The organism is Embleya sp. NBC_00888 (genome assembly GCF_045207655.1).
In the GTDB taxonomy this organism is placed as follows: domain Bacteria; phylum Actinomycetota; class Actinomycetes; order Streptomycetales; family Streptomycetaceae; genus Embleya.
In genome coordinates this window covers 1571360-1583584 of sequence record NZ_CP108785.1, presented here as the reverse complement: position 1 = coordinate 1583584, position 12225 = coordinate 1571360, and the positions used below count along the sequence as shown (strand labels likewise).

General features: G+C 72.7%; 9 protein-coding genes. 5 read left to right on the top strand and 4 right to left on the bottom strand.

Going from position 1 to position 12225, the window contains the following annotated elements:
* Positions 1–40 precede the first annotated feature (40 nt).
* Entirely contained in the window at positions 41–1654 is a 1614-nt protein-coding gene (locus tag OG948_RS41245) for an MFS transporter (RefSeq protein WP_331770103.1), read from the top strand.
* A 294-nt stretch (positions 1655–1948) separates the two neighbouring features.
* Positions 1949–3388, top strand: coding sequence for a diacylglycerol kinase family protein (locus OG948_RS41240; protein WP_331770102.1), 1440 nt, complete (start codon positions 1949–1951; stop codon positions 3386–3388).
* Between the two features lie 66 nt (positions 3389–3454).
* Here OG948_RS41240 and OG948_RS41235 read toward each other — a convergent pair whose 3' ends face one another.
* Positions 3455–3742 carry an amphi-Trp domain-containing protein gene (locus tag OG948_RS41235; protein ID WP_331770101.1) on the bottom strand — a complete coding sequence of 96 codons (288 nt, stop codon included), beginning with the start codon at positions 3740–3742 and terminating at the stop codon, positions 3455–3457.
* Between the two features lie 379 nt (positions 3743–4121).
* Between OG948_RS41235 and OG948_RS41230 the strand changes: the two genes are divergently transcribed.
* From OG948_RS41230 to OG948_RS41220, 3 genes are all read left to right on the top strand, one after another.
* Complete coding sequence (locus OG948_RS41230; protein ID WP_331770100.1) at positions 4122–4403, top strand: three-helix bundle dimerization domain-containing protein; 282 nt, start codon at positions 4122–4124, stop codon at positions 4401–4403.
* Between the two features lie 255 nt (positions 4404–4658).
* On the top strand, positions 4659–5303 hold the full coding sequence (locus OG948_RS41225; RefSeq protein WP_331770099.1) for a dihydrofolate reductase family protein: 645 nt from the start codon (positions 4659–4661) through the stop codon (positions 5301–5303).
* A gap of 248 nt (positions 5304–5551) precedes the next feature.
* Complete coding sequence (locus OG948_RS41220; protein WP_331770098.1) at positions 5552–6316, top strand: glucose 1-dehydrogenase; 765 nt, start codon at positions 5552–5554, stop codon at positions 6314–6316.
* Positions 6317–6482: 166 nt separating this feature from the next.
* Here the strand turns inward: OG948_RS41220 and OG948_RS41215 are convergent, their stop codons facing one another.
* The 3 genes from OG948_RS41215 to OG948_RS41205 form a co-directional block, all read right to left on the bottom strand.
* The gene (locus OG948_RS41215) at positions 6483–7091 is read right to left on the bottom strand and encodes a TetR/AcrR family transcriptional regulator (protein WP_331770097.1); all 609 of its coding nucleotides are present in this window, start codon (positions 7089–7091) and stop codon (positions 6483–6485) included.
* A 136-nt stretch (positions 7092–7227) separates the two neighbouring features.
* Positions 7228–8931, bottom strand: coding sequence for an FAD-dependent monooxygenase (locus OG948_RS41210; RefSeq protein WP_331770096.1), 1704 nt, complete (start codon positions 8929–8931; stop codon positions 7228–7230).
* A gap of 267 nt (positions 8932–9198) precedes the next feature.
* Entirely contained in the window at positions 9199–11985 is a 2787-nt protein-coding gene (locus OG948_RS41205; protein ID WP_331770095.1) for a LuxR family transcriptional regulator, read from the bottom strand.
* Between the last annotated feature and the right edge of the window lie 240 nt (positions 11986–12225).

Genomic DNA, 12225 nt, shown 5'->3' with positions numbered 1-12225 from the left:
GCCGCGGGCCCGCCCTCCGGGACGCTGCGACGATGTGGCCATGACGGACACGGCTGGGGCCGCGAAGCGTTCGGCGGCGGGACTCGTCCTGGGGACACTGGCCGCCGGGCAGTTCGTGATGGCGCTGGACAGCTCCGTCATGAACGTCTCGATCGCGACGGTCGCCGAGGACGTGGGCACGACCGTGACGGGAATCCAGGGCGCGATCACGGCGTACACCCTGGTGATGGCGATGTTCATGATCCCCGGTGGCAAGGTCGGCCAACTCATCGGGCGCAAGCGCGCGTTCATGATCGGCTGTGCCGTCTACGGCTGCGGCTCCCTGACCACGGCGCTCGCCCCGAACCTGCCCGTGCTCCTGTTCGGCTGGTCGTTCCTCGAGGGGATCGGGGCGGCGTTCATCCTGCCCGCGATCGTGGCACTGGTCGCCGGGAACTTCCCCGCGGAACGCCGGCCCGCCGCGTACGGACTCGTCGCCGCCGCGGGGGCCGTGGCGATCGCGCTCGGGCCGCTCATCGGGGGTGTCGCCACGACGTACTTCTCCTGGCGTTGGGTCTTCGCCGGCGAGGTCCTGATCGTGCTGGTGATCCTGCTGCTCGCCCGACGTGTCGCCGACGCGCCGACCGGCGAACGTACCCGCATCGATCTCGTCGGCGCCGTGCTCTCCGCCGCCGGACTCGGGACCTTCGTCTTCGGCGTGCTGCGTTCCAGCGAGTGGGGCTGGTTTCTGCCGAAGGCCGATGCGCCCGCCTGGCTCGGCATCTCGCTGGTCGTGTGGTTGATGCTGACGGGTCTGGCCGTCATCCGGCTCTTCCTCCACTGGGAGGCCCTCATCGTGGAGCGCGGGAGGGATCCGCTCGTGGACCCGGCCATGCTGCGCAACCGGCAGCTCACCGGCGGCCTGACGATGTTCTTCTTCCAATACCTCGTGCAGATGGGCGTGTTCTTCGTCGTACCGCTGTACCTGTCGGTGGCACTCGGATTGTCGGCGCTGGACACGGGCGTGCGCATCCTGCCGCTCTCGCTCACGCTGTTGGCAGCCGCGATCCTGATTCCGCGATTCCTCCCGAACGTCTCGCCGCGGCGCGTGGTACGACTGGGGATCCTCGCGTTGCTCGCGGGCGCCGTGGCGCTGATGGCCGCACTCGACGCGGGCGCGGGCGCGGATGTCGTGACCGTCCCGTTGTTGTTGATCGGGCTCGGCATGGGCGCATTGGCCTCCCAGCTCGGATCGGTCACCGTCTCGGCGGTGCCGGACGAGCAGAGCGCGGAGGTCGGCGGCATCCAGAACGCGGTCACCAACCTCGGCGCCTCGATCGGCACGGCGCTCGCGGGGTCCGTCCTGATCGCCACGCTCACGACTTCGTTCCTGACCACCATCGAGCAGAACCCGGCGGTCCCGCCCCAGGTCACGAGTCAGGCGACCGACGAGCTCGAGAGTGGCGCACCCTTCCTCTCGGACGCCCAACTCGAGTCCGCCCTGGACAAAGCGGGCACCAGCCCGGAGGTGTCCCAGGCCGCGCTCGACGCGAACAACGAGGCCAGGCTCGACGGCCTGCGCGCCGCACTCGCCATCCTCGCCTTCGCCGCACTCCTCGCGATCTTCTTCACCCGACGGATCCCGACGACCCAACCTCGCTCGAAACAGGCGTAGACGACGCGGATCCCGGCTACCCGACCTTGCTCGAAACCGGCGTGGGCAATGGGGATCCCGGCGACCCGACCCTGCTCGAAACCGGCGTGGACGACGCCATCCGCCGCGACCGCGCGAGCGCGGCACGACGCCGTGGGCGGCGCTCGCGCATGTGTCCTGCCGTCGGTGGTGCTCCGGCCCGTCGCGGGTCGGAGGGTGGCGGACCGAGTCCGGCACTAACGTGGACAGCACGATGACCTGCGAGCAGGCTCGGGCTGATCCCGCGTCCCGAGTCCACACGGTCACGGAGGAGTCATGACGGATTCCGAGAAGCCCGGTCGGGGCCCGGGAACAGGCCGCGGCCCCGGGGGTCCTTCCGGGGCGGCCGAGACCCCCGAGAAGCAGTGGCCGCCGGTGACGGCCTCCCAACGCCGGCTGGCCCGGCTGGCCTTCGCGGCGGCGCTCGGCGCCGCGGCGATCCTCGTCAGTGGCGGTGGCAGCAGCCTGTTGGTGCTGATCGTGGGTGTGCTCGGCCTCGTGGTGACGCTCGCGGCGCTGTGGGGCTTCCTGAGCAACCGAGGCCCACTGCGCTGGGTCTGCGCCGGCGTCGCCGTCGCCGCGCCGATCACCGTGATCGTCTGCTACATCGCCCGCGGCCATGTGTGGGACATCGTGCTGACGCTGCTCCTGGCGGCAGTGGCGGTTGCCGCCGCGAGGACCGCCCTGATCCTGGCCCGGCCGCCTGCCGGCATGCCCGAGCGCGAGACGCCGCCCCCGATCCGACCCTTTCTGATCATGAATCCCCGCTCGGGCGGCGGAAAGGTGGCCCGGTTCGCACTGGACGACAAGGCGACCGCGCGGGGCGCCGAGGTGGCGCTGCTCGACGGCCCCGGCCAGGTCGACGTTGCCGCACTGGCCCGGAAGGCGGTGGCGGACGGGGCCGATCTGCTCGGGGTCGCGGGCGGCGACGGCACCCAGGCACTCGTCGCCGGCATCGCCGCCGAGAACGACCTCCCGTTCCTCGTCGTCTCGGCGGGCACGCGCAACCACTTCGCGATGGACCTCGGGTTGGACCGGGAACGGCCGGACGCCGGCCTCGACGCCTTGAACGAAGGCGTCGAGGTCCGCTTGGACCTGGGGCTGGTCGGCGGCAGGACCTTTGTCAACAACGCCTCGTTCGGTGCCTATGCCGACGTCGTGCAGAGCCCGGCGTACCGGGACGACAAGCGGGGCACGATGCTCGGGCTGCTTCCCGAGACGCTCTCCGGCCACCGCGGCCCGCACCTGGTCGTCCGCGTCGACGGCGAGGTGGTCATCGAGGGCCCGAAGGCACTACTCGTCAGCAACAACCCGTACGAGTTCGGCGGTCCGACCGAGCTGGGCCGGCGGGCCCGCCTCGACACCGGCCTGCTCGGCGTCATCGCGATCACGGTCGACAACGCCGAGCAGGCCGTCGAACTGCTGCGCGGCCGCCGTGGCCGAGGACTGCGCACACAGGTCGCACACGAGGTGCTCGTCGAGTCGCACGCCCCCCGGATCCCGGTCGGCATCGATGGTGAGGCCGTGCTCATGCCCACCCCGGTGCGGCTGACGATCCGGCCGCTCGCCCTGCGGGTGCGTGTGCCGCGGGAACGGCCGGGCGTGCCACGGTCGAAGCCGCCGATCGACCTGGCCCTGCTGCGTCACCAGGCGCTGAACAGGACACGTCTCGCGGGTGGCGGTACCTCCTCGACCCGTCGCGGGGACCGGGAGTGACGGCCCACCGACGGCCCGCCGTGAGGTGGCGAGGTGACGACCCACCGCTCACCGGCGGGCGCGGCGCTAGTCACCGCTCGATGCGGGTGCCTCGCCGGACTTCGACTTCGGAGCCGCTGCCTTGGCCTGCGTGGTCGACCACTTGAGCTCGATCTCGAGCTCGATCTCGCCGTCGCCCACTTCCACCTCGACCTCGCTGCGCAGCTCGTCGGGAACGTGCATGCTCAGCACGCCCGGACCGAGCTCCAGCTCGACGTGACCGCCGCGCCTCAGCGCGGTCGCGAGCGCGGAGAGCAACTCGGCCGCCTCGGTCCGCGACAGGGAGCCCTTCTGCTCGAACTTGAGGTCCTTCATGGGAAGCCTCCCCACTCCGTTACGAACAGTCTTTGCAGTCGAGTCTGCGCCCCGCGTGGCCCCTGGGCATCCGGTGGCCCCTGGGCATCCGGTGGCGCCGGACGGGCGGTGGCGCCGGACGGGGCGGTTTCGGCGCCACGAAGCTCCCGAGCGTCGTACGGTCGCGTTCCCGGTGCGGCGCCCGACGGACCGCCTCGACTGGACGCCGTGAGTCGGGCGAGTTCCCATGGAGACGGGGGCGATCGATTCCGTGGCCGGTCCACACCGGAGCTGCCGCAGCCCCCGGGTCGCCCTGCGACGCGGTCGTTCCGCCCGGGTGGGTGACCCGACCGCACGATCTGCGGAAGGCACCGTCGGTGACGTCCTCGAGGATTTTCGGATGAACGTCCGGCAGGATGAGCAGGCAGCGATCCGGCATGCGGCGGCCCGGTTGAAATGCGCCTTCCCCTCCGTGGATCCGGCCACCGTCGACGCGCTCGTCGAGGCGGCCCAGGACGCGCTGAGCGACGCCCCGATCCGGACGTACGTCCCGATCCTGGTCGAACGGCGCGCCAAAACGATGCTCGCGGACGGCGTCACGCCCCCGGCGCCGGCACCGTTGGCGCCGGACACCGAGCCCCGAGGACACGGGGCCACGGCCTGGCGCATCGTGGAGACGTGAGCCGAACACGGCGGTCACCCCGGCACGCACCGGCGCCGTGCCGCCGACAAGCCGTGCGGCCGGGCACGTGGGAGACGGCCCGAAAGATTCTTCGGGATTTCCCGCGGAGGCGTGTCGAGAACGGGAGAGCGACTCCGACCCACTCGTGAGAGCAACGCGCGAGCCCGGCCGAACCCGTGCGAAGGACATCGACCGGGCACCGCCGATCCGCGGCGGTGGGTCTCATCGCCGTTGTCGACAACATGGGAGGAACTCGTGACTCAGCTATTGAGGGTGCAGAACTTCAGCGTCTCCGCCGACGGTATCGGCGCCGGTGAGGATCAAACCTTCGAGCGCCCGTTCGGCCATGTCGAGCCGGAGCGGCTGTTCGCCTGGGCCGGTGCCACGGCGAGCTGGCCCATGCGTACCGATCCCGGGGGCAGCCGGGGCCTCGACGACCACTTCACCCGCGACTACCCGCGCAACATCGGTGCCGAGATCATGGGGCGCAACAAGTTCGGGCCGCAGCGCGGGCCCTGGCACGATCACCAGTGGCGCGGCTGGTGGGGCGACGAGCCGCCGTTCCGCACCCCGGTGTTCGTCATGACCCACCACGAGCGTCCTTCGTTCACGCTCTCCGACACCACGTTCCACTTCGTCGACGGCGACCCGGCCACGGTTCTCGAACAGGCGCGGGAGGCGGCCGGGGGCAAGGACGTGAGGCTCGGCGGTGGGGTCACCGTCATCCGGGAGTTCCTCGACGCCGACCTCGTCGACACCATGCACGTGGCGGTGTCGCCGGTGAAGCTCGGGTCCGGACTTCGACTGTGGAAGTCACCCGACGAACTGCTCGACCGCTTCCACCTGGACGTCGTGCCCAGCCCGAGCGGCGTGACGCACCATTTGTTCTGGCGGAAGTGACACGAATTTCGCCCACGTGAAGCGCACGGGCCCCGGACCCCGAGGCGTGGGTCGGGGCCCCGTGGGCGTCTCGGATCTCCCATGTCGCCCCGTGGTCCGGAGCATTCCCAGGTTTGGACTTGCTGGTCCAATTTTTCCGTCGCACAGTGGCACTGCGCCCTGGTCGTCCAGGGCCCTCGTCCGGTCGACGGCGGTATGCGGTCCGGCCGTTCGGGTTCACGGTGGAGCACCGAAAAACGGAGTGGACCATGTCTATGCGGCTCGAGGGGCGAACCGCCCTGGTGACCGGAGCGACCAGCAACATCGGGCGTGCGATCGCGGAGGCATTTGCCGCCGAGGGAGCGTACGTCGCCGTTTCGGGCCGCAGTGCCGAGCGGGGCGGGGAGGTCGTCGACGGGATCCGCGCCCGCGGCGGCCGGGCCGAGTTCGTGCAGGCCGACCTGGACGGAAGCGCCGCCGCGTCGCAGGCGCTGGCCCGAGAGGCGACGCGGGTTCTCGGCGGTCGCATCGACGTCCTGGTCAACAACGCCGGCATCTACCCCGGCGACACCACGGCGGCCACCGACGAGAGCACGTTCGACCGGGTCTACGCGGTCAACGTGAAGGCCCCGTTCTTCCTGACCGCGGCCGTGGCACCCGCCATGGCGGAGGCCGGCGACGGAGCGATCATCAACCTGGGCTCGTGGATCGCGCGATTGGGCATTCCGGTCGGCGCCCTCTACAGCTCCACCAAGGGAGCCATGGAGACCCTGACCAGGGCCTGGGCGGCGGAGTTCGGGCCGCACGGCGTTCGGGTGAACGCGATCTCCCCGGGCGTGGTGCTGACGCCCGCACCCGAGGAGGCCCACCCCGGCGAGATCATGATGAAAGGCACCCCCGCCGGACGGATGGGCACCCCCGACGCCATCGCGAACGCCGCCGTGTACCTGGCCGGTGCCGAGTCCTCGTTCGTGCACGGCATCGTGCTCGACGTCGACGGCGGGCGCACCACCGCCGCCGTCATCGCCGGTTGAAGCAGGGCACCCCGGGAACGGCCGTGGGGCGGGTGGTTCCGGCGGAGCCGCCCACCCCGGTCCGGGTCCGCACGCGCACGCACCGCGCGACTGACGGGCGGGTGCGCGGCAGCCGGGCAGGACGGCGCCCCACCCGGAATGGGCCCGTGCGTCGGCCCGCGCCGGATCACGCCACCGCGCTGCCCGCGCGGCGCAGGTCCGCGATCCCTTGATCGAGAGCGGCGCGCAAATGCGTGGACCGACCCGTCGACAGCAGGATCGACACACCCCCCTGAATCGCGGCCAGCAGCGAGGCGGCCCGCACGTCGACATCCAACTCGGCGGGAAGCATGCCGCCCGCCTGCAGCGCCCGGATGCCCGCCGCCAGACTCTCCTGCCAGCGGCGCAGCAACTCGATCACGATCGCCCGCGCCCCGGGAGTCGAACGTCCGACCTGAAGGAACAGCGACCCGAGCGGGCATTGGTCCCCCTGCGCCTCGTAGCGCTTGATCACCACGTCCCGCCACTGTTCCCAGGCCTCCCACGAGTCGAGGCGGCCCAGATACGGCTGCTGGTCCTCCAGGACCTGCTCCGCCTCGAACCGGGCCACCGCGACGAGCAGTTCGTCCTTGCCGGACGGGAAGTAGTGGAAGAGCTGGCTCTTGCTCGTGCCGGTCCGCGCCATGATGTCGTCCAGCGTCGTCGAGGCGACGCCCCTCTCCCGCAGGACCGCCGCCGCACCCGCGACGATCCGACTCCGCGTCGCCTTGCCTTTCGCGGTCAGCTCCCCGGGCATGCCCCGCCTCCTTGTCATGGGCCGAATGGACCGAGTGGTCCACTCTAGTGGACGGCCGAGCGGGCGGGGCGCTGCGGGCGGCGGCGGGGGAGTGGCGGCCGGCCGTGGTAGTGACCTTCGCTGCGGCCGAGCGGGCTCATGCCGGCGTGGACAAGGCCGTGAGGTAGGCGGACAGAGCCGCCGCGGTGTGGGTGAGCGGGAAGCGTGCGCCGAGGTACCCGTCCGGGCGGACGACGAAGCCGGTCGGGCCGTCGGGGCGGTAGAGGCGGGCGAACTCCCCGGCGGCATCGCCGTATTCGGGGACGGTCAGCGTGCCGGGCGCGGTCGACGCGGCTCCGCGGGCGAGGACGGCGATGGTCTGCGGGCCGGTTTCGGTCTCCGGGCCGTCGGAGGTGCCCGGGCGGTCGCCGGACACCTGGGGCACCACCCCGGAGATCCCGGCCGCGTCGGCGGCCTCGGCCAGGTCGGTGGTGTCGGCCGCGTACAGCAGCAGCACGTGCCCGGTTCGGCCGCGCAGGACGTCGAGCAGGCGCAGGGGGTAAGCGGCGACCGGGGTGGTCAGGCCGGCGCAGTCCGGGGCCCGGTCGCCGGGCTGGGGTGCGTCGGCCGGCCCGTACGGGTTACCGGCGAGCGGGCCGCCCCGGTAGCCGACGAGCAGTTGGGCCTCGCGGAGCATCCGGGTCGGCGGGGTGTCGGCGTCGGCATAGATGCCTTGGGTGGCGTGTCGCAGGGTGCGGCCGACGACCTCCTCGCCGACCGGGCGGCGTTCGGCGTCGTAGCCGGCGAGCAGGGCCGGCCCGGCCTCGCCGCGGACGACGAGGGCGAGTTTCCAGGCCAGGTTGCAGGCGTCCTGGATGCCGGTGTTCATGCCCTGGGCGCCGGTGGGCGGGTGGATGTGGGCGGCGTCTCCGGCGACGAAGACCCGGCCGTCCCCGTAGCGGTCGACGATCCGGTGGCTGATGCGGAAGACGGAGGACCAGCGCATTCGGGAGACGGTGGCCGGCTCGGGAGCCAGTCGGTCCACGACGGCCTGGATATGGGACAGTTCCGGCGCACGGCCGCCGTCCAACCCGTGCGCGACGCCATCACCATCCCCCGGCGTCCGGTCCGCCGCCCAGGTGGAGAGTTCGGGCGGGACCGGCATCGACATGCGGTACCGGCCCGAACCGGGCAGCGGGATGCAGACCAACGCGTCGTCGATGGAGCCGTCGTCGGCGAGGTGGATGGACCGTACGGCGTATCCGTGCGGCAGGGACCAGTCGGCCTCGACGTCGGCCAGCATGTACTCCTCGGGGAGGGCACCGCCCCCGAAACCCAGGCCCAGGCCCTTGCGGACGGTGCTGTGCGCGCCGTCGCAGCCGATCAGGTAGCGGGCACGGACCTCCTCGGCCGCGCCGGAGGGGGAGCGCAGCCGGGCGGTGACCCCGGCGGCGTCCTGGGTGAACGACAACAACTCGGTGCCGCGTTCGATGGCCGTGCCCAGGCCGGCGACGTACTCCTCCAGGATGCGTTCGGTCTCGTACTGCGGCAGCGCGGCGAACCTGTAGGGCACCTCCGGGGGCAGTACGAGGTCGATCCGCGGCTGCTCCCGGCCGTTGACGTAGACGAGTTGGCCGCGCAGCGGAACGGCGGCTTCCAGGACGGTTCGGGCCAGGTCCATCCGGTCCCAGATCTCCAGGGTGCGCGGCTGGATGCCGATCGCCCTGGCGTACGGCAGACGCGCCGGCAGCCGGTCGACGAGGCGGCAGCGCACGCCGTGGCGGCGGAGTTCGGCGACCGCGCTCAGTCCGACCGGGCCGGCGCCCGCGATCAATACGTCGGTGGTGTGGGTGTGCGCCACGGGTTTCTCCCAGTGCTGGTACCCCCGGACCGGTCCACGTTCCATCGTCGCCCGGCAGGCCGCGCGCGGCGATCCGGACACCGCGCCGGAAGTGCGCGGTGCCGTTCCGTGCGGGCATGGGTGTAGACCGCCTGTGGGGCCGGCGGCGGAGACGTCGTCGGCGATCGGGTGGTGCCGCTTTCGTGTCGGCGGCGGATGCGACCGCCGGGCACGGGTCGCCGCCACGCCGTGCGCTTCGATGGGGTGATTCCGGTGCCGGGCGCGGCCTCAGTCCCGGTGGTCGGGCGTGGGGTGGATGGTCTCGACCAGGTCGCGCAGTTGGGAGCGGGCGGTGATGCCCAGCTTGGGGAAGCTGCGGTACAGGTGCGAGCCGATCGTGCGGGGGGACAGGAAGAGCCTCTCGCCGATCTCGCGGTTGGTCAGTCCGCGGGCGGCGAGCCGGACGATCTGCTGCTGTTGCGGGGAGAGTTCGGCGAGCGCGTCGGGTGTGGAGTCGGTGACGTCCAGGCCGGCGGCGCGCGCTTCGGCCCGGGCCCGCTCGATCCACGGGCGGGCGCCCAGGCGTCGGAAGGTCTCCAGGGCCTCGGTCAGGGGCGCTCGCGCCTCGGCGATGCGGCGACGGCGCCGCAACCATTCGGCGAGGTCCAAGAGGGTCTGGGCACGTTCGAAGGGCCAGTGCTTCGGGACCGGATCGGCCAGGGCGGCCCGGAAGTGGCGCTCGGCTTCGTCGGAGTCGGCCAGCAGGCCACGAGCCCGGCTGATCAGCGCACGCAAGCGAGGTGAGGCACCCGCCCCGAGATCACGTGCGGAGCGTTCCACGATCGCGGTCGCCTCGTCGCGGCGGCCACTGCGTACGGCGGCCGCGGCCAGATCCGCGAGGGCCGGGTAGGCGGCGTGGTAGTGCACGGGCGCGCCGGCCGGCGTGAAGACCGCGCGGAGTTGGTCGTACGCCGCCTCGTGCGCGCCGTCCGCGAGGGCCGCGGCGCCGAGTGCGCGACGGGCGTAGACGGCCACCGAGCGGCTCTCCAGCGGGTCGATCAGGGCGAGCGCGTCCTCGGCCCGGACGCGGGCCGCCGTGGTGTCCCCCTGGTAGGCCAGCACGGTGGCGTCCACCGCCGCGGCACACGCCACGGCGTGGTCGAGGCCGGCCGTCGAACCGAGCGCGGTGCTGCGGGCGCAGGCCTCCCGGGCCCGCCCCCACCTTCCTTGTTCGACGTAGCTCCAGGCGGCCGCGCCACCCAGACCCTCCGGGAGCGGTCCGTGCATCCCCCAGCGGTCGAACGCCTCGTCGAAGGCACGGACGGCTTGTGGGGTCTCGTCCAGCAGCCACGCCATGATCGCGAAGGCGGTGAGCCGGTCGGGCCGGCGTCGCGCCTCGGCCTCGATCCGCGGGAGCAGGGAGAGCAGTTCGGCCCGGTCCTCGAAGGGGTCGGACACGGTCCGTACCCAGGCGCGCAACCACGCGTGCGACGCGTCCGCGGGAAGGCTCGCCAACACGCTTCGGACGCGGTGTCGTTGGGCGTCCTCCCCGCAGTAGAAGCGCACCACGGCGGCGCCGGCCAGGAAGTCCAGCGCGATGGCGGGTCGGGCGAGGGCCAACTCCTCGGCGGTGTCGGCCAGTCGGGCAAAGACCACGGTGTGGCGCACGGTCAGGGCGGCCAACCGCCCGACCTGCGCGGCGGCGCCGACCAGCAGTGAAGCGTCGTCGGTACGGGCGTGTACCGCGGCGGCCAGTTCCTCGACCCAGGCGAGGTCACCGGTGAGCACGGCCTCCGCGGCGGCCTCGACCAGCAGCCGGGCCCCGTCCTCGCGCGGTGCCAGGTGCGCGGCACGTTGCAGGGCCTTGGCCGCCGCGGCGTGGCCGCCGCGACGGCGGGCCCGGTCGGCAGTGTGTTCCAGCTCCGCCGCCACGGCAGGGTCCGGGGGCGTGGCAGCGGCGGCGAGGTGCCAGGCGCGGCGGTCCGGCTCGTCCCGCAGCAGTTCGGCGAGGGCGAGGTGGGCCGCGCGCCGGGCGTCGACGGGCGCGGCGTGATACACGGCGGATCGGACCAGCGGGTGGCTGAACCGGAGGCCCCGAGCGGTCCGCCGGATCAGCCCGGCTCGTTCGGCGGGCAGCCAGGTGTCGTCCTCGGCGTTCGGCAGCGCGGCGGGGACGGCGATGGCGGAGTCGACGGTGTCCATGGCTGCCAGGAGCAGCAGGGCTCGCGTGGTGGGCGCCGACAGGCCGTTCAGCCGAACCGCGAAGATGCGCTCCAGGTGGTCGGCCACGGGGAGCGGGCCGGCGGACGGCGGCCCCGCGGCCGCCTCGTGTGCGGTGGCCGTCCCGGCCAGCTCGGTCAGCGCCAGCGGGTTGCCGTCGGCCTGGGCCAGGATCTGCGTCCTCAACCGGCCGGTCGGGCGCCGCGGTTGCCGGTCCAGCAGCCGACCGGCCGCGGCGTCGTCGAGCGGCTCCAGGGTGAGTGTGGGGACGTGCCGGTCGAACCCCGGCAGGTGATCGCCGACACGGGCCGCGATCAGCATCGTGACCGGTTCACCCGCCAGCCGTCGGGCGGCGAAGAACAGTGCGTCCAGGGACGCCCGGTCGAACCACTGCGCGTCGTCCAGGACCACGAGCACGGGTCCTCGGTCGCCCAGGGCCGAGAGCAGGTTCAGGACGGCGACCCCGATCAGCATGGGGTCGGGCCCCGGCGCGACCGGTCCCGTACCGAACGCGCCGTGCAGCGCCGCACGTTGCCGCTCCGGCAGTCCGTCCGCCTCGGCGGATACCGGCCGCAGCAGTTGATGCAGGGCGGAGAACGCCAGGCTCGACTCCGACTCGCTGCCCTCGGCGTGCAGGACGCGGGCGCCGTTCGCCTCGGCCCGGCGTACCGCCCGGTCCAGCAGGGCGCTCTTTCCCATGCCCACGTCACCGAGCAGCAGCAGGACCCGGTCGGCCGATGCCGAGTCCACCAGGTGGAACAGGTGTGCCAGTTCCGTGTCCCGGCCGACGATCGGTCCTGCCGCATCCGGGTTCGATCCCGTGAGCGCACGGGGGGCGCCTGGGTGCTCGTCCACGGGGTCTCCAGGAACTGTGGCTCGTCGATTGTCGATCGTCGATTTTCGATCGGAGCGGTCTTGCCTCGTCGTGCCCAGGCTACAAGCGGGCCGGCCGGGCGCCCGGGGCACGTGGGCCGGTGCCCGGGGTACGCGGGCCGGGTGCCTGTGCACGCGGGGCGGTGCTCGGGCAGCGGGGCGGTGCAGTCACGTGACGGATACCGCGCCCGGTGGGGGCGTCCGTACGGTTTGGGAATGACT